The 23,651-nt window shown below is 41.5% G+C and carries 16 protein-coding genes and 2 tRNA genes; 10 read left to right on the forward strand and 8 right to left on the reverse strand.

The annotated features are described in order from the left end of the window. Positions 1-634: 634 nt before the first annotated feature. On the reverse strand, positions 635-1,489 hold the full coding sequence (gene pssA, locus GW828_RS02215) for a CDP-diacylglycerol--serine O-phosphatidyltransferase (protein WP_259395230.1): 855 nt from the start codon (positions 1,487-1,489) through the stop codon (positions 635-637). Between the two features lie 100 nt (positions 1,490-1,589). Between pssA and GW828_RS02220 the strand changes: the two genes are divergently transcribed. After that, positions 1,590-2,033 carry a DUF4124 domain-containing protein gene (locus GW828_RS02220; protein ID WP_182741827.1) on the forward strand — a complete coding sequence of 148 codons (444 nt, stop codon included), beginning with the start codon at positions 1,590-1,592 and terminating at the stop codon, positions 2,031-2,033. Positions 2,034-2,095: 62 nt separating this feature from the next. On the opposite strand, the gene clpB is transcribed toward GW828_RS02220, so the two are convergent. From clpB to rluD, 3 genes are all read right to left on the reverse strand, one after another. Beyond that, positions 2,096-4,669, reverse strand: coding sequence for an ATP-dependent chaperone ClpB (clpB, locus tag GW828_RS02225; protein ID WP_124018017.1), 2,574 nt, complete (start codon positions 4,667-4,669; stop codon positions 2,096-2,098). A 165-nt stretch (positions 4,670-4,834) separates the two neighbouring features. Next, positions 4,835-5,563 carry a peptidoglycan editing factor PgeF gene (gene pgeF, locus GW828_RS02230; RefSeq protein ID WP_273057943.1) on the reverse strand — a complete coding sequence of 243 codons (729 nt, stop codon included), beginning with the start codon at positions 5,561-5,563 and terminating at the stop codon, positions 4,835-4,837. Then, on the reverse strand, positions 5,563-6,537 hold the full coding sequence (gene rluD, locus GW828_RS02235; protein ID WP_124018019.1) for a 23S rRNA pseudouridine(1911/1915/1917) synthase RluD: 975 nt from the start codon (positions 6,535-6,537) through the stop codon (positions 5,563-5,565). Before rluD ends, pgeF begins: the two co-directional genes overlap by 1 nt. A 123-nt stretch (positions 6,538-6,660) precedes the next feature. Between rluD and GW828_RS02240 the strand changes: the two genes are divergently transcribed. From GW828_RS02240 to GW828_RS02250, 3 genes are all read left to right on the forward strand, one after another. Beyond that, positions 6,661-7,422 carry an outer membrane protein assembly factor BamD gene (locus GW828_RS02240; RefSeq protein WP_124018020.1) on the forward strand — a complete coding sequence of 254 codons (762 nt, stop codon included), beginning with the start codon at positions 6,661-6,663 and terminating at the stop codon, positions 7,420-7,422. 316 nt (positions 7,423-7,738) lie between these two features. Further along, a tRNA-Phe gene (locus GW828_RS02245) sits at positions 7,739-7,814 on the forward strand. Positions 7,815-7,874: 60 nt separating this feature from the next. Beyond that, positions 7,875-7,961, forward strand: a tRNA-Leu gene (locus GW828_RS02250). Between the two features lie 146 nt (positions 7,962-8,107). On the opposite strand, the gene recJ is transcribed toward GW828_RS02250, so the two are convergent. The 4 genes from recJ to brnQ form a co-directional block, all read right to left on the reverse strand. Beyond that, the gene (gene recJ / locus GW828_RS02255) at positions 8,108-9,832 is read right to left on the reverse strand and encodes a single-stranded-DNA-specific exonuclease RecJ (protein ID WP_182741825.1); all 1,725 of its coding nucleotides are present in this window, start codon (positions 9,830-9,832) and stop codon (positions 8,108-8,110) included. 115 nt (positions 9,833-9,947) lie between these two features. After that, positions 9,948-10,676, reverse strand: a complete 729-nt coding sequence (dsbC, locus tag GW828_RS02260; protein ID WP_124018022.1) for a bifunctional protein-disulfide isomerase/oxidoreductase DsbC — start codon at positions 10,674-10,676, stop codon at positions 9,948-9,950. A gap of 127 nt (positions 10,677-10,803) precedes the next feature. Then, the gene (gene xerD / locus GW828_RS02265; RefSeq protein WP_182696649.1) at positions 10,804-11,709 is read right to left on the reverse strand and encodes a site-specific tyrosine recombinase XerD; all 906 of its coding nucleotides are present in this window, start codon (positions 11,707-11,709) and stop codon (positions 10,804-10,806) included. Positions 11,710-11,798: 89 nt separating this feature from the next. Further along, positions 11,799-13,130 (reverse strand): branched-chain amino acid transport system II carrier protein, encoded by a 1,332-nt coding sequence (brnQ, locus tag GW828_RS02270; RefSeq protein WP_235781757.1) that lies wholly within the window; start codon positions 13,128-13,130, stop codon positions 11,799-11,801. A 479-nt stretch (positions 13,131-13,609) separates the two neighbouring features. On the opposite strand from brnQ, the gene GW828_RS02275 reads away from it, so the two are divergent. The 6 genes from GW828_RS02275 to GW828_RS02300 all read left to right on the forward strand — a co-directional run bounded on the left by GW828_RS02275 (position 13,610) and on the right by GW828_RS02300 (position 23,551). Next, on the forward strand, positions 13,610-14,365 hold the full coding sequence (locus GW828_RS02275; RefSeq protein ID WP_124018024.1) for a tRNA1(Val) (adenine(37)-N6)-methyltransferase: 756 nt from the start codon (positions 13,610-13,612) through the stop codon (positions 14,363-14,365). Between the two features lie 53 nt (positions 14,366-14,418). Beyond that, the gene (gene srmB / locus GW828_RS02280) at positions 14,419-15,639 is read left to right on the forward strand and encodes an ATP-dependent RNA helicase SrmB (protein ID WP_124018025.1); all 1,221 of its coding nucleotides are present in this window, start codon (positions 14,419-14,421) and stop codon (positions 15,637-15,639) included. A gap of 452 nt (positions 15,640-16,091) precedes the next feature. After that, the gene (locus GW828_RS02285; RefSeq protein WP_182722303.1) at positions 16,092-17,291 is read left to right on the forward strand and encodes an efflux RND transporter periplasmic adaptor subunit; all 1,200 of its coding nucleotides are present in this window, start codon (positions 16,092-16,094) and stop codon (positions 17,289-17,291) included. Positions 17,292-17,293: 2 nt separating this feature from the next. Next, positions 17,294-20,446 carry an efflux RND transporter permease subunit gene (locus GW828_RS02290; protein WP_273057942.1) on the forward strand — a complete coding sequence of 1,051 codons (3,153 nt, stop codon included), beginning with the start codon at positions 17,294-17,296 and terminating at the stop codon, positions 20,444-20,446. Positions 20,447-20,590: 144 nt separating this feature from the next. Further along, entirely contained in the window at positions 20,591-21,205 is a 615-nt protein-coding gene (locus GW828_RS02295; RefSeq protein ID WP_273057941.1) for a TatD family nuclease-associated radical SAM protein, read from the forward strand. 90 nt (positions 21,206-21,295) lie between these two features. Next, on the forward strand, positions 21,296-23,551 hold the full coding sequence (locus tag GW828_RS02300) for a PAS domain-containing protein (RefSeq protein ID WP_182696653.1): 2,256 nt from the start codon (positions 21,296-21,298) through the stop codon (positions 23,549-23,551). Positions 23,552-23,651 lie beyond the last annotated feature (100 nt).

The following is a 23,651-nucleotide window of genomic DNA, read 5'->3' on the forward strand; positions in this document are numbered from 1 at the left end:
GTTTAAATTTTTTGATTGCCAACATTCCGAAGAACAGAAGACAATTTCGAATAACTCAATACCTGTGAATGTCCACACAGATTCCTTGTTTAGATTGTTAAAGAGCGTGATGTCGATTTTTCAGACATCGCCGTAGGACGCTAGGTCGTTGGCTTGGGGTGCGTATTCTACGCTTTCCCGTGTCGGCGTCAAGTGTTTTTTCAAACTTTCTTTTCGCCTTGAATCCAGTGATATGAACCACCTAACTCAACCCAACTCGGTAACCGCTTTCGCTGTCTGCCGTGTCAGTGGATGCGCATTATAGGCACCACAAGATTTTGTGCAAGGCCTTTTTAAACGTTTTTAGCAAAACAGCATTCAACCGAACACTATTCAAACAACACAGTACTAAAATCATTCAATGAGGTTTATTTTTATGCAAAATAGCTATTGGTAACTGGAACCTTGCAATCACCCAGATCCCCTTTTAATACCAATAGGGATAAAAACTATAGTACAAACTTTAAGGATTGGTCAAAAAAGACATCATTTTATTAAGTTTTGCGAGAAAACCCTAGCTGGCTTTACTCTTTATACCTATTAGCAATAACGGTGAACCCTGTTGATAAGCACTATGCTAATAATTGAGTATATTTTAAGTTTCACTTTTCTTATTTGCATTATGGCTATTACCACCTGCGTGAGTGATGTCATTAGACGAATCTGGAATTGGGGTTTGTTGTAGGTCTGGTGCAATCGGCTCATCACCAACAATGTGCGCTACTTTTAACTTCTTTATGGTGTTAATAGTAATCACAGGACCAGATAGTGCATATATATAGAAACCAAGGCAAAGGATAATAGCAGGTTCAACAGAGATAATGACAAATACTCCCACCAGCAATAACATCACGACAAAATTCACTTTTCCTCGCCAATCAACTTCCTTAAACGAGTGATAGCGAAAATTACTGACCATGAGCAGTCCAGTCATTGTCGTTATTAATGCAGCGAGATAATTTATGTCTGTAGGATCGAGCTTATATTCGGAACCACTCCAAATACTGCCAGCAATTAATGCCGCAGCTGCTGGACTGGCAAGGCCTTGAAAAAATCGTTTGTCAGCAACACCAACCTGAGTATTAAATCGAGCTAATCTTAATGCTGCACATGCACAATAGATAAATGCCGCTAACCAACCTATTTTACCTAAATCCTGTAAAGCCCAGTTGTAGACAAGAATAGCTGGAGCCATACCAAATGAGACCATATCGGCCAAGCTATCATATTCAGCACCAAAATCACTTTGAGTATTTGTTAACCTGGCAACCCTGCCATCAAGTCCGTCACAAATCATGGCAATAAAGATAGCAATAGCAGCAGACTCGAAGTGACCATTCATAGATGAAATGACAGCATAGAAACCGGAAAACAATCCAGCTGTGGTAAATAAGTTAGGTAATAAGTAAATACCTTTATTTTTTACTGGGTGATTGGGTGAATTTTGCATACACTTTATACACTATCGTTTCAAATGTTGGATTTATACTCAAAGATAGCATATTTTTGAAACGTTCAAGCATAACGTCAATTAGCTCTAGGATACTCAAATGGGAATTATGCGTTTAGTTATCAGTTTAGCCGCTTTAGCATTTAGCACATCCTTATTCGCAGGGACTATTTATACTTGGGTAGATGATGCTGGAGTTGTACATTACAGTCAGCAACAACCCTCAAATATAGATGCCCGCAAAATTTATACTGAAGATATGGAACCCGCAAAAATTGGCACTTATGTGCCCCAAAAAAAATCTTCTACCAAGGTTGAGACTGAACTAGAGAAATCGGCAAAAATTATTAACGAAAAAGATAAGCAACAAGCCAAAGATATCTGTGAAAATGCTAAACATAGCCTCAGTGTGTTACAGACTCACAGCAAGTTAAATCAACAAAATAAAGACACTGGTGAGACTGTTGCTATGACGGAAGAGCAAAGACAAGCTGCAATAGCCGAAAATACCGAGCGAGTCAGCTTATTTTGTCAGAGTCAATAATCGAAAAAGGGAGCAAATGCTCCCTTTGTTATAACCACTTTAGATGTCGAGGTTACCGAGTCTTATTGAATGAAGGCTAGCTTGCCATCTTCCACAACGACTTTAATCATTTTACCTGGCAGTAATTGGCCGCGAAGTAGTTTTTGCGCTAAAGGATTTTCTACTTCTTGTTGCAATGCTCGTTTTAATGGCCTTGCACCATATACAGGATCAAATCCAGCTTCAGCAATTAAAGATAATGCGTCATCAGATAACTCTATATCGAACTCTTTTTCAATCAAACGCTTGCGCAGTAACTCGAATTGAATACTGGCAATGTGTTTAATGTTTTCTGCATCTAAGGGATGGAATACCACAGACTCATCGATGCGATTTAAAAACTCAGGACGAAAACTCTGCATCACCACATTCATGACTCCCGCTTTCATATCCTCATAACTTGTATGACCAAAGCCCTCTTGGATAATATCTGAACCGAGATTTGAGGTCATAATGATAACGGTGTTTTTAAAGTCAACCGTTCTGCCTTGGCCGTCGGTTAACCGACCATCATCTAAGACTTGCAGTAATACATTAAATACGTCTGGATGTGCTTTCTCAACTTCATCTAACAAGATGACTGAGTAAGGTTTACGTCGAACGGTTTCGGTTAAATATCCACCTTCTTCATAGCCAACATAACCTGGAGGTGCACCAACTAGTCGAGAGACTGTGTGCTTTTCCATAAACTCAGACATATCAATACGCACTAAGGCTGACTCAGTATCAAACAAAAACTTGGCTAATGCTTTGCACAACTCAGTTTTACCAACACCGGTTGGACCAAGAAATAAAAACGAGCCGATTGGACGTTGAGGATCAGCAAGTCCTGCACGACTTCGACGAATGGCATTAGCGACTGCATCAACAGCTTCATTTTGACCAATAACACGATGATGAAGCGCATCTTCCATGTGCAATAGCTTTTCTCGTTCACCTTCAAGCATTTTTGATACCGGTATACCGGTAGCTTTTGATAACACTTCGGCAATTTCAACATCGGTCACTTTATTGCGCAGCAATGTCATGTCTTGCATTTCAGCCTGTGAGGCTAAATCTAACTGTTTTTCAAGTTCAGGGATCCGTCCATACTGCAATTCTGACATCCGCGTTAAATCACCCGCACGCCTAGCCACTTCTAAGTCCATTCTTGCCTGTTCTAAATCGGCTTTAATGTGTTGGGTTCCCGCTAATGCAGCTTTTTCGGTATGCCAAATTTCATTCATCTCAGCTGCTTTACTTGCAACGTCTCTTAACTCAAGTTGCAAAAACTCGAGACGTTTACGGCTGGCCTCATCAGACTCTTTACTTAACGCCTGCTCTTCTAATTTAAGCTGAATAGCACGACGCTCTAATCGATCGAGAGCTTCAGGTTTAGAGTCAATTTGCATTCTAATACTCGACGCAGCTTCATCAATTAAGTCGATGGCTTTATCGGGTAGTTTTCGATCAGAAATATAACGATGTGACATAGTTGCCGCGGCTACAATGGCAGGATCGGTAATTTCCACATGGTGATGTAATTCGTAGCGCTCTTTTAAACCACGTAAAATAGCAATAGTGTCTTCAACACTGGGCTCATCAACAATCACTTTTTGAAAGCGACGTTCTAGTGCTGCATCTTTTTCAATATATTGACGATATTCATCCAGAGTTGTTGCACCGACACAATGTAAATCACCGCGTGCTAATGCAGGTTTGAGCATATTACCCGCATCCATTGCCCCCTCACCTTTACCTGCGCCGACCATGGTATGCAGCTCATCAATAAAGAGAATGACTTGGCCTTCTTCTTGAGAGAGTTCATTTAATACCGCTTTTAAGCGTTCTTCAAATTCGCCGCGATATTTGGCGCCCGCTATTAACGAGCCCATGTCTAATGATAATACCCGTTTATTTTTAATCCCTTCAGGGACTTCACCATTAACAATGCGTTGTGCTAAGCCTTCGACAATAGCCGTTTTACCTACACCGGGCTCACCAATAAGTACGGGGTTATTTTTAGAACGGCGTTGTAAAACTTGGATCGTGCGGCGGATTTCTTCGTCACGGCCAATAACAGGGTCTAATTTACCTTGTTCTGCGCGTTCGGTTAAATCAACGGTAAACTTTTTCAGTGCTTGACGTTGATCTTCTGCATTAGGATCATCAACTTTCTGTCCACCGCGCATATCTTCAATGGTTTTTTCCATTAATTCTTTAGTCGCACCAGAATCTTTTAAGGCTTTGGCAAGCGGATCGTTATTTTCCAATGCAGCCAAAACAAAGAGTTCTGATGAAATATATTTATCTTTACGTTTTTGGGCCAGTTTGTCGCACAGGTTAAGTAATCGAATTAATCCTTGCGCCAACTGGACATCCCCACCCGTGCCTTCAACTTGCGGTAAACGCTCTAAGTCTTGGCTAATTGCAGAGCGAAGCGCGCTTACGCGAATACCCGCTTGAGTGAGTAGAGAATGAATAGAGCCAGAATCTTGATTTAATAGTGCCATCATTAAATGAATAGGTTCAATAAATTGATGGTCGCGCCCCAATGCTAATGATTGGGCATCAGAAATGGCAATTTGAAACTTATTAGTCATACGATCGAGTCTCATACAACCTCCTAGGAATCTGATACTGATAAAATGGGAAATTAATTCAGAAACGAATAATTTGTTAACTTAAAGATGGGGCCATTTAATGTAAATTCAAGGTTAAAACTTAATCTAGATCAACAAATCGATTATTTTTTAGACTTGGATACTGTCAATAATAGCAGGCTAAGATTTAAGCCAAATTAATGATACCATTCGACCTGTTTGCTGATCGCGGCGATAGGAAAAAAAATGTGGATCTGCAAAGGTACAAACATCGGCATTATAGGTTTGATGTACACCAGCTGCAGATAAGCGCAACTTAGCTAATCCGACTAAATCTCCGAAATATTTGGTGTTATGAGGAACAAAGCACTTTGAAGCCTGTGGATCTTTACTAATAAAAGCATCGCGCACTTCACTACCCACTTCAAATGCACTAGGGCCAATTGCTGGTCCAAAGTAAGCGATTAATGTTGCCGCTGGAGACTGAAACATCGCTAATGCTTGCTCGATTACTCCCTCACATAAGCCACGCCAACCAGCATGAACAGCAGCAACTTCAGTGCCCTGTTGATTACATAATAATATCGGTAAACAATCCGCCGTCATTACCGCACATACATGACCAAACTGATTACTGTAACTGCCATCGGCAAAGGTTAAAGCACTATCAGCCGCCAATGTTTGAAGTTCGACAATGTTAGTACCATGAACTTGCTCGAGCCAAGTAGGCTCTGCCGGTAATGCAAATTGCTGACTTAATATCGCACGATTAGTCAATACATCTTGAGGCTTGTCGCCTACATGTAAGCCTAAATTTAAACTATCAAAAGGGCTAACACTAACACCACCAAAGCGATTTGTTATCGCAATGGCAACATTTTCAGGTATTGGCCAATCGTGCTTAAGCATTATAAATAAACTATCGGGTTAAGCTCAGTGTCAACTCGTAGTGCTTTTGTCAGCTCAACCATGTCATCAGGAATAGGCGCATGCCAAGTCATAATTTCACAGGTAAACGGATGAGCAAGTTCTAAACGCACCGCGTGTAAAGCTTGACGCTTAAAACCTTTGAGTAATTCAAAAAACTCAGGGCTAGCTGATTTAGGTGGGCGAGGACGGCCACCATAAACAGGATCGCCAACTAACTCATGACCAATATGCGCCATATGAACACGAATTTGATGTGTACGACCAGATTCCAAACGTAAACGTAAACGAGTATGAGCACGGAATTTTTCAGCAACACGGTAATGAGTCACCGATGGGCGACCACCATGGATCACTGCCATTTGAGTACGTCTAGTAGCATGACGCTCGATAGGTTCATCAACCGTGCCACCCGCAGTCATAGTGCCCAATACAATCGCTTCGTATTCACGAACAATATCGCGAGCTTGTAATGCTGCAACTAAATGCGTTTGCGCTTCAACCGTTTTGGCTACAACCATTAACCCAGTGGTGTCTTTATCTAAACGGTGCACGATACCAGCGCGTGGAACGAGCTCGATACTAGGACAATGATGCAACAGTGCATTCATCAATGTGCCGTCGGCATTACCCGCACCTGGATGCACAACTAAACCTGCTTGCTTATTAACCACGATAATATGATCATCTTCATAAATAATATCGAGATCGATTTTTTGCGCTTGTGCACGCACTTCTTCTTCAAGAGTGGCGGTCACTTCAATCAGTTGAGTTTCGAAAACCTTTTCCCGTGGCTTGTCGACTGTGATACCGTCAACAGTAATTGCACCAGATAGGATCCATTCCTTGATGCGTGTGCGCGAGTAGTCAGGGAACAAACCAGCTAATGCTTGGTCTAATCTCAGACCAGTTTGTGTTGCTGTTATCTCGCTTTTTAGATTAATCTCTTGTGTCATAGGAACCGTACCCCAGTTTAGGGGTCCAAAGTGAATGTGCTATCTGTTACAATCGGATGTTTTCTATTTTACCGTGAAATGGAAAAATTCTTAACAACAACTTAAAAAGAATTAAATTCAAGTATGAATAAAATTGCCAAAGGTGCCGCCCTAGTATTACTTTCACTGGCTATAACAGCCTGTAGTAGCAGTCCTGAAGACGATGATGTTGCCAGTAAAGCATCACCTGAGGTCCTGTATTCTCAAGCAAGAACGTCAATGGAATTAGGTAATTACTCTAAAGCCGTCCGTTCACTTGAAGCATTGGACTCTCGTTTTCCATTTGGTCCGCACAAAACTCAAGTTCAATTAGACTTGATTTATGCGTATTACAAAATGGATGATGCTGCATCAGGACTTGCCAATATTGATCGCTTTTTACGCCTCAATCCAACGCATCCTAATATAGATTACGTCTATTATATGCGTGGTTTAACGAATATGCAGGCAGATAATTACTTATTTCACGATTTAATGAATATTGATCGTACCGATCGTGATCCTAAATATGCCCAAGATGCATTTAAAGATTTCGATAGATTGATTAAATCGTATCCAGACAGTAAGTATTCTGCTGATGCACAACAACGTATGCAGTTCTTAAAGAACCGTTTAGCTAAATATTCTATCCAAGTTGCTGAATATTATATTAAAATGAATGCATGGAGTGCTGCTGCTGTTCGTGCTCAATCAGTGATGGAGAAGTTTCCAGGAACGCCTTCAACCGAACGAGCATTAGAAATTATGGCTCAAGCGTATGAGGAGCTAGGTCAGGAAAAGCTTCAACAAAACGTCAAAACAGTAATGAAAGCTAACTTTCCAAATAATGAGCTTGTATCTAACTAGTCAAATGACAGCAACTGGTATTTAGTATTAAACGCTCCTAGGAGCGTTTTTTATACCTAACTAAACAATATCAGCAGATCTCATCGCTACATAGTTAACGGTATTTTTACTTTGCGTGCTGATGACACGGGTAAAAAAGGCACCTTAACATCATTTAATCCACTAACCATCATGAAATGCAGTATTGATTACAATACGATGCTTTGGCCGAATAATATTCGATACGACCAAAATACGTTCAAACGAAACAAATTTTGATAAAAACATTAAAAACAAGTTGACTCAACAGGTCAAAATCCTTTAAATTGCGTCCGTCGCCCGAATAGCTCAGTCGGTAGAGCAGAGGATTGAAAATCCTCGTGTCCCTGGTTCGATTCCGGGTTCGGGCACCATATTGATATTGGTGGCTACTGCGACTAATAAAAATAAAGTTATTTCGCGATACATGTTTTGCAGGTGTGGTGGAATTGGTAGACACGTCAGCTTCAGGTGCTGATGCTCGCAAGGGCGTGGAGGTTCAAGTCCTCTCACCTGTACCAAATAACTTTATAAGATTTAACAAAAAGGCCTCGCATTGCGAGGCCTTTTTGTTTTAGTTGTATCGACAAGTTAACGCTACAGTGCTGTTGCTCTTAGAACACAGAACAAACCTAAAACTCTAAGCTAAATAACAATTAAATTGCGATTACAAGGGTTCAATGTAATCCACCATTAACTGCACGGTTTGGTTACCTCTAAACTCATTCACATCAAGCTTATAAACCACGCGAGCATGTTTAATCGTTGCATCAGGCCATATGGCTAAGTCCACATTAAAGGCAATTGCATCTAACATAGTGCTGCCACACTGCGTCTCTAATAATAGCTTTAAGTGTTTCTCGCCGACGATACGCTGCTGGACAACATTAAACATGCCATCAAATAGCGGCTCTTCAAATGACTGCCCCCAAGGCCCAGCATTACGTAATAAAAAGGCCATATCGAGCGTCATTAAATCACTCGGTAACTCACCATCAGACAGAAGCTCTCCTGTGAGTTGCTCATAATCTAATACCTCCCTCACGGCATCATCAAAGGCTTGGGTAAAGAGTTCAAACACATCAGCTTTTAACGAGAGTCCTGCAGCCATCGCATGGCCGCCAAATTTAGTTATCATCCCTGGATAGAGGCTATTGATACGCTCGAGCACATCGCGCATGTGCAAGCCTTTAATTGAACGAGCCGAGCCTTTAATCGTCCCATCACCGGCATCAGCAAAAGCAATAACCGGCCGATGATAGCGATCCTTAATCCGTGAGGCCAAAATACCAATCACCCCTTGATGCCAATCATCCTGAAAGATAGCAATCCCCCAAGGTAAATCATCCTCATTTAGTGATACTTTCGATAGACTCTTTAATGCCTCTTGCTGCATACCCGTTTCAAGTTCACGGCGCTCTTGGTTCAAGCCATCTAATTCGGCAGCCATTCTTCTTGCAAGCATGATGTCTTCACACAGTAAGATCTCAACCCCTAAAGCCATTTCATCCAAACGACCAGCAGCATTTAATCTGGGGCCCACCGCAAAGCCAAAATCGGCGGCAACCATCTTTTCAGGGCTACGTTTTGCCACTTCAAGTAAAGTAGTAATACCGACACGACAACGACCACTTCTAACACGCTGTAAACCTGCATTGACTAAAATACGATTATTAGTGTCTAGCGACACCACATCAGCAACCGTCCCTAAAGCAACAATATCCAACAATGAGCCGAGATTAGGCTCTACAATGTGTTGTAGTTGATACCAATTACGTTGCCTTAATTCGGCGCGCAGTGCTGACATAAGATAAAATGCCACCCCAACACCAGCAATAGACTTACTGGCAAACTGACACCCTGGCTGGTTTGGATTTACAATAACATCAGCGTTAGGCAAGGTATTACCGGGCAAGTGATGATCTGTCACGACAACGGTCATCCCCAATAACTTGGCTGCAGCCACGCCTTCAATCGAAGAGATACCATTATCAACAGTAATTAATACATCGGCATTTTTAGAGTATGCCACAGCAACAATTTCAGGACTTAAACCATAGCCATAATCAAAACGGTTTGGAATGAGGTAATCAATATTCTGAGCCCCCATCATTTTCAGTGCCAGCATACATACACTAGTTGAGGTAGCACCATCAGCGTCAAAATCCCCAACTATGAGTATCGACCGCTGAGCAGCAATGGCATCGGCAATGACAATGGCAGCTTCCGCTAGCCCTTTCATCGTCTCGGGGCGTAATAACTTACTGAGTAATAAATCACAGTTGTCTTCAGTCACACCACGGCGAGCATAAAGTTGTTTCAATAATGGCGATAAAGAGGCGGGTAAATGGCTATCATCAACCTGAGGACGTCGGACTATTCTATGAGACAAAAGGCAACCTTAATCGGGTAATATGAGAAATAAGCATAACAAAAAGGTGAGCCTAAGCTCACCTTAATTTTACGTTTTTAGCACACGTTTTACGACATTGATTTATCAATATGCTTTATAAGTTTGCTTCGATGGTGCGTAATAAGTCAGCTGGTGCTTGATAACCCGGCACCATAACACCATTTTCTAAAATCAACGCAGGAGTACCGTTAATACCAAAAGATGTGCCTAGCTTATACTGAGCAGCGATATCGATATCACAACTCGCGGCAGTGACCTTACCACCTGACTTTGCTTCTGACATCGCTTTGAGAGGATCTTTAGCACACCATACCGCTTGCATCTCATCAGCATTAGCAGAAGGAATACCCGCACGAGGATATGCTAAATAGCGAATGGTAATACCTAAATCATTATAGCCTTGCATCTGACTGTGTAGCTTACGGCAATAACCACAATCGACATCAGTAAACACAGTGACAACGTGTTTCTCATTTTTAGCTTTATAAACCAACATCTCATCTTCAAATGGTTTCAACAGTTCGATACGAGGACCGGCCAATGCAGCCTCGGTTAAATTTTTCATCCCTTTGTCGATATCATACAGATTGCCATGAAACAGCTTAGCGCCATCTTTGGTCACGTATAACACTCCACGATCGGTTAGTACTTGATATAAACCATCAATTGGAGATTGTTGAATTAACGACACATTGACACCCAAGGTATCTGTAAGCTTTTGCTTTAATGCAGATTCATTTGAGACATCAGTCGCAGGTGCAGCTGACACAATAGGAGCAATAACAAGGCTGGCAACAAGGGCTAATGTTTTGGTTAACTTCATGATAATTCCTAAATGGCACGGGTTCAGTTCAATAGACCCGACTTAGTGAATAAAACTTACAGACTTAGTTTCGTTAACGCAACTAGACTGACATGCTTAAAATGTAACGATTTGATCATTATCGCACTCAACCGCGTGGATGATGCTGGCTATGCAACTGCTGTAAACGCACTTTCGCTACATGAGTATATATTTGCGTGGTGGATAAATCACTATGTCCCAATAAAAGTTGGACAACTCGAAGATCTGCACCGTGATTCAATAAATGAGTAGCAAAAGCATGGCGTAACGTATGCGGTGATATATGACAGCTAATCCCCGCCCTTGCAGCATACAACTTAACCCGATGCCAAAAGGTTTGCCGTGTCATCATTTGCCCTCGTCGTGATGGAAATAATACATCAGACTGCTTCATACTTAATAACTCAGCACGAGCAAACTTGATGTACTGCTCAACGGCTGAAATAGCCAACTCACCTAAAGGAACTAAGCGCTCTTTGCCGCCTTTACCCATCACCCTGACCAAGCCTTGGCGCAAACTAATTTGCTCCATGGTTAAACTGACCAACTCGGTTACACGCAAGCCGGTGGCATATAAGAGTTCCAACATGGCTTTATCACGATGCTCAATAGGTTCATCGGTATTCGGCTCAGATAATAAGCTGTCAATTTGTGCCTCCGACAAGGTATCAGGTAACTGACGCGCGAGCTTTGGCGACTTAATTAATGCGGTCGGATCTTGGCTAATTTTTTGCTTCACTAATAAGTAAGCATAAAAACGCCGTAAACTGCTAAGCAATCTAGCGGTACTGCTTTTGGCAAATTGTTTATCAAAGCGCATAGCTAGATAGTCGCGTAATTGGGCTTGGTCAACATCGAGTAAATGGATCCCTTTAGCCGATACATAACGATCCAAATGTTGTAAATCAGTACGATAGGACACCAAAGTATTGTCACTTAACCCCTTGGTTGACCATAGATCATCAAGAAACTGGTTAATTAATGGATCCGGTTGATAAGCAGGTTTGGCCAAAGCATTATCCAATAAATAATAAAAAACGACGTTAGATAATTTATCATAACGTCGTTATATTGATGGGTATATTATGACTTATTTAAAGTTTAAATATCGGCTTTTTGAGGCATATTTTTAGGTAAAAACAAACACACTATCGCCGTTAACGCCGTGGGTAGCAACCAAGCCATTCCCTCGGCATGCAATGGCATAAAATCAAGGAAACTCATGTCCATACCAGCGGTTTGTAACCCGTCAAAAATACCAAAAAATAGTGCAACACTTAACACAATACGATGCGAAAACTCAGGTCTAGCAAAACGCTCTGTTAAAAACGTTACTAATACCAAGGCTATGGCGACTGGGTAAATGGTCATTAGCACTGGAATACTAATGCTAATTAACTGGGTTAACCCAACGTTAGCAACGGTAGCACAAATCACACTGAGCAAAACGACCAACAATTTATAAGACAAGCTTGGCATTAACTCGTTAAAAAATTCAGAACAAGCTGTGACTAAACCAACCGCAGTCGTTAAGCATGCTAGCGTAACTACTGTTGACAACATTAATGTGCCAATTGAGCCAAAATGATAAGTGACATAATTAGTTAAAATTTGACCACCATTGTCTGCGCCAATAGCAAAATCGCCAGCAGATGCACCTAGGTAAAATAGCGACACATACACAAACGCGAGTCCACCAGCAGCAATAAAGGCTGCACGGACTAAATACTTAGTTTGATCGGCAGCGTCGTTAACACCTTTTTTGCGTAACAAATCAATAATCAACATACCAAACATCAATGATGCCAGGGTATCCATGGTGTTATAGCCTTCAATTATCCCTTTTGTTAATGGATTATTAATATACTCACCAACGGGTAAATTTACCGCTGCACCGGGGAGAATAATCACTGAACTGGCTAAACCGACTAATAATATAATTAATACTGGAGTAAGTATTTTACCTACGCTATCGAGTAATTTGCCTGGAAATAAAGATAAAAACATCACAACAGAGAAAAACACTAACGTATAAATCAATTGCGCAATATTAAACTCTTGCCCACCGAGCAGCATCAATGCATCAGGGTGACTAATAAACGGTCTTGCACCAATTTCAAACGCCACCAAAGCGGTACGCGGGGCGGCAAATGCAGGGCCAATAATAATATAAATCGCCACTGCTAATGCGGTGGCAGCAAAGGCTGGTAATAACGCCATCACTTTACCGTTGGCTTTCGCCACGGCGATTAAGCCTATCAAAGGCATTCCTACTGCAGTTATTAAGAATCCAAACATTGCAAAAGACATATTCTCGCCAGCAAGCATGCCAGCAAAAGGTGGGAAAATTAAGTTACCCGCACCTAAAAAGAACGCAAAGGTCATAAAGCCTAACCCTAGCGTATCAGTTACACTCATTTTAGTTGTTTGCACTACTAGCCTCGTTTTATTGTTATGTTTTTTAACAAACCTAATTGATTACGCTTTAATTAGCTACTGATGAGCTGAACGAACAATAAATTGTAAAGTTAAAAATACACTTAAAAATAGTAAAACTTTTTTTGAAAGTAACGAAATAAATCGCTAGCTCAGTACTCAGCATCACATCCCTGTTAAAACAGTCTTAATTAGACCTTTTACTCAGCTTTAAGCCTAAAAAAGTGCGCAAACTAATAGCAAACATCGCTTAAATACTCAAGCTTCAGCACCTCATAAAAGCAAAATAAACGATTTAGTTACTATTTATGGCAAGACTTGCGCACATATTCACCACACCTATGAATGTTAAGTTAATTAACATAACAAAAAATCAACCACGATAGAGGTCGGTAATTAAAACGCGACAGTAAAAACTAAAGCAGTTATGATCTCGTCCGAGTCATTCAAACAGCCGAAAGAGTAATCAATTATCTATGTCTTTTACGTTTAAACAATTTCATATTGATGATAAAGAATGTGGTATGGCTGTTAGTACAGATGCGGTTTTACTCGGAGCTTGGGCTGAATTAACACAGTCGAACCATATTCTTGATATTGGTGCAGGAAGTGGCTTACTCAGCCTAATGGCGGCCCAGCGCAGTCCTGAACACCGCCGTATTATTGCTGTAGAAATAGACGCTGCAGCAGCTAATGCTTGCCAACATAATATTAGACAAAGCCCTTGGCCTGAAACGGTACAACTCTTCCATGGTGCAATTCAAGATTTTCAACTACAGCACCTCAACGATTCGGCGCCATTATTTGATCATATTATTTGTAACCCGCCCTACTTTGAGCAAGGTACCCAGGCTAAAAATAGCGCTCGAGCAGACGCAAGACACACGAACACCTTGTCTTTCGGTGAGTTACAAAGCGTGATCAGCAAATTACTTGCTCCCCAGGGCACTGCAAGTGTTATTTTACCGCAACAAAGTTTAGCGAGCTTTACACAACAACTTAATGCTTATGGTCTATTCGTTGCAAAGCAACTTGATATCATTAGCATTGAGGGAAAGCTCGCTAACCGATCAATATTGGCCATTCAGCATCACCTAGCGGTAACTGAACAACCAATATTGACTGTTCCACCGGTTGAAACTCAGTATCAGCAGATGACGATCCGCGATAAACAAGGGCGATACAGCGAAACGATGATAGATTTATGCCGCCCATTCTACTTAAAGCTTTAGCCTACTCATTAGGTCAGCTATAATACTCAACTATTTTTCAGCGAGACCAGCGCATGCAATTTGAAGATTTCCAGCTCGACCCTAGCTTATTAGAGTCACTCAAGGCCATGGGACACAACACCCCTACCACTATTCAGCAGCAAACCATTCCATTGGCCATGGATCAGCGGGATATTTTAGCGCGTGCGCCAACAGGCACCGGTAAAACGGCCAGTTTTTTACTGCCAGCTTTACAGCATCTTATCGATTTCCCACGCCGTTTTGAGGGTCAAGCACGTATTTTAGTGCTAACACCAACTCGCGAATTAGCCAGTCAAATTCATCGTTATGCGAGTCACTTAGCAACAGGGCTTGATCTCAACATCGTTATTATTACCGGTGGTGTGCCATATGGCCCACAAGAAGAAGCTCTTGCAGACAATGTTGATTTATTAATCGCTACCCCAGGTCGATTAATGGAATATTTAGATAAAGATAAATTTGACGCGACTGAAGTTGAAATTTTAATTATTGATGAAGCTGACCGCATGCTCGATATGGGGTTCTCATCAGTCGTGCAATCAATTGCCATCGAAGCTCAGGGTCGAAAACAGAATATGTTGTTCTCTGCCACGCTTGAAGGTAATGGGGTTAATCGTTTTGCACGTGAATTGTTAAACGATCCCGTAATGGTCGATGTTGAAGCACCGCGCAGTGAAAAAGCCAAAGTACATCAGTGGGTACACTTGGCCGATGATCAAGCTCATAAATTTGCCTTGTTGTGTCATATTCTTCAACAAGAAAATGTTAAACGCACCATAGTGTTTGTTAAAACGCGCGAAATGGTTGCCAGCCTTGAAGGCCTATTACTCAAAGCGAATATCCCTTGTGCATTTATGCGCGGCGATATGGAACAGAAAAAGCGCTTTCAGGCACTTGGACGTTTTTCTAAAGGCGAGGTCAATGTGCTATTGGCCACTGATGTTGCAGCTCGCGGTATTGATGTTGATGACATTACTCATGTGATTAACTTTGACATGCCTCGCTCTGCTGATGCATATGTTCATCGCATTGGGCGAACTGCACGTGCTGGTGCAAAGGGCACTGCCATTTCATTAGTTGAAGCCCATGACATGCGCATAGTGTCTAAAATTGAACGCTACATTGAGCTACCACTAAAACGCCGTGTTATTGAAGAGCTTCGCCCTAAGCACAAAGAAGCCAAGGTGCCAGGAAAGAAAAAAGCCAACGCAAAAGATGCTCGAGTGAAATCAAAAAAATACAAGAAAAAGTAGTATTTAGGTTTATCTAGGCTTCCTTAGACAGCCTTAACTAGACAGCATTAAAGCGAATTACTCTGTAATTCGCTTTTTTTATATCTAAACCGTTATATATCATTATTAACTAGAGGCAATAGAGCAAGAAAGTGTCAACAAATGTTAATTTCAGCTCAAAAAACACCCAGGCAAATATTTCAACCTAACCAACTAATTAATAACAATTTAAAATTTAATGGTATGGTATACCCCGATACGAACACCGTAAAAAAATCAATTTACTGATATTTCGGGACCAAATGATAAAAAACATGAAACCCTGAAACATTTTATTTACATTAAGCTATTCAGATACGCTTCATACTCTGTTAATTTAGAGATAATGAGTAAAAATATTAATCAGTAAAACTTGTTAGCCAACGTAGTTAACAATCTTTCAGCATTATTTCAGCATGGATACGCAAAAAGAAATGATAAAAACCATACTTAGAAGATTATCACCGCTATTGATCATCGCCGTGTTTGCCGCCGCAGCGATATTATTGGTCAGCACCAAAGAAGCCCCTGAACAAAAAGATGAAGTGATCAGTGTGCCGATTATTAATGTGCAAACCGTCACCCCGCAAACCTTATCGCTGAACTTACCATCATACGGCGTAGTGAATCCTAAGTATAAAACCCAGTTAGTCACAGAAGTTCAAGGACGCTTACTCAGTATTTCAGCTAACTTTGTTGCTGGTGGCGTGGCTAAAAAAGGTGAGCAACTTGCCATTATAGAACCGTCAGATTATGAAGCCGACCTCATGCAGGCTGAAGCAACGCTTGCTCAAGCGACGGCGGCATTGAATGAAGAAAAAGCCCGCGGCGAAGTCGCTAAAATTGAATTTAAAGATTTTGGTAATGGCTTACCACCAGAGCTGGGATTACGTATCCCACAACTCAAAAAAGAACAAGCTAACGTTAAATATGCCGAAGCAGCACTAGCCCGTGCACAACGAAACTTAGCCCGCACCGTTATCCGAGCACCATTTGACGGTATCATTAAGGCGCGTAATGTTGACTTAGGTCAGTACGTTACACTAGGTACTAATTTAGGCGAGCTATACGACACCAGTATTGCTGAAATTAGATTGCCTTTAGCAAATGAAGATCTCGCGTATTTAGAGTCTGTTGATAATCCTGAAACTGCAGTCACATTGACTGCATTGTTAGCCGGCAAGCAAGTCACTTGGCAAGGCGAAATTGTTCGCAGCGAAAACGTTATCGACGAACAAACTCGCATGGTATATCTGGTCGCAGAAATACATGACCCGTATTTACGTAACCATAAAACCGAAGGCCAATTACCGTTAAAATACGGCAGCTTTGTTAATGCTGTAATTACTGGGCGAACGGTGAATGATGTGGTAATGCTGCCACGTCACGTAGTGCGCAATGGTCAAGTAGCAGTGGTTAGCGCAGACAATATTATCGAAATACGCCCAGTGAATATTATTCGTTCAGACGTTGACAATATTTATATTCAAGGCAGTTTCAAAGCAAATGAGCGCGTATCAACCACGAGTATTAACAGCTTGAATGCCGGTCAGAAAATAAAAGTTCTCGGCGAAGAAAGCAAGATCACTCCAGTCGATACTGATGTCCAAGTCGCGCCGACGGCAGGTGAATAAGCATGGAAACGAATAAAGGAATTATCGCCTGGTTTGCTCGTAACAGTGTCGCGGCCAACTTACTCATGGCAGCATTGCTTATTGGCGGTTTGTTTAGTGCCGTTCTTATTAATAAAGAAATATTTCCAACCTTCGAATTAAACCTCATCAATATTAATGTGGCCTATCCAGGTGCTGCGCCACAAGAAATTGAAGAAGGGATTAATATTAAAATCGAAGAAGCAATTCAAGATATTAGCGGCATCAAAAAAGTCACGTCAGTTGCCAGCGACAGTGTGGGCTCGGTGACCATTGAAGTTGAAGACGGTTACGATGTTCAGCAAGTCCTAGATGAAGCTAAGTTGCGTATTGATGCTATTGCCACCTTTCCAGATAACATCGAAAAACCTAATATTTACCAAATAAAGCCAGAAAACAATGTTATTTGGGTATCTGTCTATGGCGACATGAGCCTACATGACATGAAGGAAATGGCTAAAGCAATCAGAGACGACATCACTGACTTACCTGCAGTCACTCGCGCAAAAGTCACTGGTGTTCGCGACTACGAAATTGGTATTGAGCTGTCTGAAGACAAACTGCGCGAATATGGCATTACTTTCACCCAAGTGGCGTTAGCGGTTCAAAACTCATCCATTGATTTGCCCGGTGGATCAATTCGTGCCCAAGACGGTGACATTCTTCTGCGAACTAAAGGCCAAGCTTATACTGCCGATGATTTTGCCCAAATAGTAGTAGAGACCCGTGCCGATGGCAGCCGGATTATGCTACCGCAAGTGGCCACCATTAATGATGATTTTGAAGAGCGTTTAGAATACACCCGCTTTAACGGCAAGCCCGCTGCAGTGATTGAAATCACCAGTATTGACGATCAAAACGCGTTAGATATTTCGTCGCAAGTTAAAGCTTATGTCGCTGAACGAAAAAAAACCTTACCCAGCAATATTCAACTGGATACCTGGGGTGATTTAACCCACTACTTGCAAGGCCGTTTGAACATGATGCTGTCGAACATGTTTTACGGTGCTCTATTAGTGTTTATTATTTTAGCCTTATTCTTAGATCTTAAACTGGCCTTTTGGGTGATGATGGGCTTGCCTGTGTGTTTTTTAGGCACCATGTTATTAATGCCGCTTGAACCATTTAATATGTCGATCAACATGTTGACACTGTTTGCATTTATTCTCGTGCTGGGGATCGTGGTCGATGACGCCATTGTCATCGGAGAAAGCGCCTATACCGAGCTAGAAGAAAACGGCCACTCTTTAGATAACGTGGTAAAAGGAGTGCAAAAAGTGGCAATGCCGGCCACATTTGGGGTACTCACTACCATTGCCGCCTTTGTACCTATGATCATGGTCTCTGGCCCCATGGGTATCATTTGGAAATCCATCGGCATGGTGGTGATTTTATGTTTAGCATTTTCGTTGATTGAATCAAAATTGATTTTACCGGCGCATTTGGCTCACATGAAAATCAAAAAACGCACCACACCAACTAATCCTTTCTCGCGGCTTAAATTTGCCATCAATGAATGGTTACAGCACTTTATCCACCACACTTATCGTCACTTTTTAGAGCGTTGCATTTCGCGTCGTTACAGCGTAGTGGCGGTATTTGTTGGGGTACTGATGTTGTCACTTGCATTAGTACAAAGCGGCAAAGTGCGCTGGGTTTTCTTTCCTGATATTCCGTCGGACTTTATTCAAGTTCAGCTTGAAATGGAAGAAGGCAGCTCTGAGCAAAATACCTTAAAAGTACTGCAACAAGTCGAAGATGCATTATATAAAATGAACACTAAGCTTGAAGAACAGTACGGTTACCCTATGGTAAAGCATAGCTATATCGAATTGAAATCACGCAGCAGTGCCTTTGTATTTACCGAACTGACTAAAGGTGAAGACCGTGAAATCGACGGTGTCGCAATTGCTGAAGAATGGCGTAAACAGTTACCGGAATTATTATCGGTTAAAAAACTTAATATCAATGCTAGCACCAACGATGCCGGTGGTGACTTATCGTTCCGCTTAACGGCAACGGACTTAGACCAGTTATCTGAAGCCGCTAAAGTGCTTAAAGCAAAACTGGCTACCTACGAAGGCGTGTATGATATTACCGATAACTTCTCATCGGGTTCACACGAAATCCGCTTAAACATTCGTCCGGAAGCTGAAGCACAAGGATTAACACTGTCAGATTTAGCACGCCAAGTTCGTTATGGCTTTTATGGTTATGAAGCCCAACGAATTTTACGTAATAAAGAAGAAGTCAAAGTCATGGTGCGTTACCCACTAGAACAACGTCGTACTATGGGTGATCTTGAAAACATGCTGATCCGCACTCCATCTGGCGCCTCGGTGCCATTTTCAACCGTAGCCGATATCGAACTGGGTGAGTCGTACGCATCGATCACTCGGGTTGATGGTCGCCGAGCGATCACCATTAGCGCCAATGTGAATAAAAACAATGTTGAACCATCAAAAGTGGTCGCCGAAATTCAGCAAGACTTCTTGCCAGAATTAACCGCGCGTTTCCCCAAAGTGGCTTCGGCTTTGGATGGCGGCAGCTTGGATGAGCAAAATGCCATGCTCGGTTTAGCCCAAGGCTTCTTCTTTGCCATGTTCACTATTTATGCCTTAATGGCCATCCCATTAAAGTCGTACACACAACCGTTAATCATTATGTCGGTTATTCCATTTGGTATGATTGGCGCCTTGTTTGGCCACTATATTCTCGGGCTTTCAATGAGTGTACTGAGCTTATGTGGCATTGTGGCACTCGCTGGAGTGGTGGTAAACGACTCGCTTATTTTAGTCGACTTTGTTAACCGAGCGCGTGAAGAAGGCAAGTCGCTGCTGCAATCGGCTATCGATTCTGGTTGTTACCGTTTTAGAGCGATTATCTTAACCTCACTCACCACTTTTGTTGGCTTAGTGCCCATCATTATGGAAAAAAGCTTACAGGCTAAAATTGTTATTCCAATGGCGACATCACTAGCATTCGGTATTTTATTCTCTACCGTAGTGACATTAATTCTAGTGCCGATTTTATACATTATTCTTGATGATATAAAACGCCTATGGCGACGATTTTTCTCTTGGTGGTGGCAACCTAAAACCCTTGCTGACCCCTTAGGTTCTGACGAGCACCATTAAGCCAATGAAACTCGATTATTAACTTAAAAAACAGAGCTTACGTGGCTCTGTTTTTTTTGCTTTAAAAACTGCGAGCTAAGCAACATAGTCACGCTGAATATTTAGCTAGAATACTCGCTATAATCTTGATGATAAAAAGCCATTATGAACACCTCCTCAGCCATGCCAACCTTAGTTTACGATATAGGTCATCACCGTTATCTGAACATTACCGCAAGATGTACCTTAAGATGCCAGTTCTGTCCTAAGCATAATGGTTCTAAGCAAATACATGAATATGACTTATCCTTGTCTCAACGTATTACTGCTGACGATATATTCCCCCTATTGGGTAATGTGCAGGAAGTAGCAGAATATGTTTTTTGCGGCTTTGGTGAACCCACCTTAAACCTTGAGTGTTTGCTGCAGGTTGCACACGCGATAAAAGCCCAAGGTGGACGTGTAAGGCTAAATAGCGATGGCTTGGGTAACCATTTTCATCGCCGTAATATTTTACCCGAGCTAAGCCAATGTGTAGACAGTCTGTCAATTTCACTTAATGCCGATACTCCTGAAGCATACCAGCAACATTGCCGGCCTAAACTAGCAGGGTCCTATGAAGCGTTACTTGAATTTATTCATCTTGCGCCGAAATTCATACCTGAAGTACATGTCAGTGCGATTAACGGGCTGGCTAATGTAGACATTGAACATTGCCGCAATATCGCTGAAAAAAACGGCGCAATATTTAAACAACGCGAGTTAGATATAATCGGTTAAACAAATCTATTCGATTAGTGTACAGACATTTTCGCCAACGCCGGCTTCATGCTAGTATTGCCAGCATGAGAATGCTAAAAAAGTGGCACCATGTCTAAACACACAGCAGTGAGTTCTTCAAACTCGTTATTAATTTCTTCACAAGCGACCCATTGGTCGCAACAGCATATTCTTTCGCTGCTAAGCCAATTGATTATTTTATTAATTGCGGTGTTTATCGTTACGAGTATGGTGGTTAATTTAGGCGAGCGTCGTCTGCAAGAAGATTGGGCCGATCAACGTTACAGTGAATTACAGACTGTTGCGTCGTTAGCCTCCGACAAAGTGTCATTTTTGCAATTTAGAACCCAGACATTTGCCAAAGGTGAATTACTGCGACAATACCTGCAAAAACCCTCTGCACAACTGCAATCAAGAACGATCGAAAGCTGGGACTCATTAACGAAAAATATTCCAGAACTGCTTGGACTTGCATTATTTAATCCCCAAGGACAACTGCAATTTTCGACCACAGGGAGTTTCAATAATATGCAACTTCCCGCAGCATTATTGGGCTCGGGGAGGAATATGGGGGGTAATGATATTTACACCTCACCCATGGCATTTACACCTGTTGATGGCATATTAGAGCCGTATTTCTACCAGTTATCATGGATAGAAAATCCTGATCAGAGTATTAAAGGTTATTTGGTCACTTATAATTCTATTGTTAAATTACTTGAAACAATAAAACCTGCTTTTTTTAATCAGAATTCCCCCTTACTTTTACTTGATACCCAAGGCTTTCTGTATGCAGGTGCCAATCAACCTGAGCCATTAGACAGCATGCCTGACACTCTAGGGTCCAGTTTAAAACAAACTTATCCAGAATTATGGCGTGTAATGGCAATGAATAATTTTGGCCAGTTTCATAGTGAAGATGCCACATTTGTATACCTGAAGGTTGAGTTAACCAGCCAATATGAAACCAAGAGAGAATACTTTTTATTGTCGTACATTCGTCATGATGATATTTCTGCTCGATATGAGCAATGGCGCATAGTACTCATTATCGCTGGATGCTTAGTCGCACTTTTAGCCAGTTTACTAGTGATATTAAGACATAGATTTGTGCTTGAGCGTCGCTCAAACCAAAATAGTCTTCAATTGAGTAACGGTTTGTTTAACAGTGAATTAAGCTGTTTAATTGTTAATGATAGCGGCCGGATCCAGAGCGCTAATGCCAAAGCGGCTTCGGCGCTATCGCTGTCAATTGATGCCCTAAAAGATCGCAGTTTACAACGGGTACTGCATCTGGATGATGATCGTTTAAATCAGATTAAAGAGGCGTTAATCCAAGATAAACAATGGCATGGTGAGATCAGCTTGGAAACGCAGAATAGTAGTATGTTACAAACTCATATTCGCAGTGAAAAGTGCCCCAACAGTAATGAACATTATTGGCTGATCACTTTTGAAGATATTAGTGCCTTATTTGATAGTCAGCGCCAAGCCTATCTGTATCAACTAATGAGTAATAGCGCTGTTGCTACCGCGCTAACCGATGCCAACGGAGTGCTCATAAAATGTAATGACCAATTTGATCAACTGATGTCTTTACACGGAGACACTGATATTTCACTGACGACTTTACTCGGCGACGAAGTCAGTAATCAATGGCAAAATATTACCGCGCAAATCAGTTTACAGGGAGAATGGACTGCACAGATTATGCCGTTTAACCACAGTCGATATGATCATTGTTTAAAAACAACATTAGTCGGCCAATTAACATTTGACGGTGACATTGAATATCTTATTTGTACGTTTGAGCAAACAACCCCCACTGTATTAGCTAAAAACAGCAGTAATGTTATCGGCCATCGTAGTGCGATAGTGCTGCGTTTAAATGAACTTGAAAATTACTTTATCAACCTAGGTGACTCAATAAAAAAATACTCTAGCCTACTGGTGATGGACATTAATCCAGAAGGTATTTTTAGCAACATGGGTAATGTGAGTCAGCTTGAGAAACGCCAAAAAGACATTGAGCTACAATTACTGATTGAGTTACCGCTTCATTATCAAATAGCGCAATGGCAGCTCGGAAAGCTGGTTATCTTACTTACAGATACCAATGCCAATTCAGCGCATCAATACGCAATTAACATGATGAAAACCTTGGAAGAGAAAAATTTAGCAGAAGGTATTAATATCGGTATTGCCAGCTACCAACCAGCACAAAATTTAGACCAATATCTTACCAATGCTGAAATAGCCTTAAAACGCGCGAAACAGTCTGTAGATCAAAATATTTGCCAAGCTTTTACTCGACCAAGTAATAATGAAACGAATAACATTGGCTAAAATTGACGGCTTACATCACCTAACAAAGCATGGCTTAACGTCAGGTGATGTGTTTGTTGACAACCTTGATAACGTACCAGGAAATGGGACATCAATGGCC

It is taken from the genome of Shewanella vesiculosa, from assembly GCF_009994065.1.
Taxonomy (GTDB): Bacteria; Pseudomonadota; Gammaproteobacteria; order Enterobacterales; family Shewanellaceae; genus Shewanella; species Shewanella vesiculosa.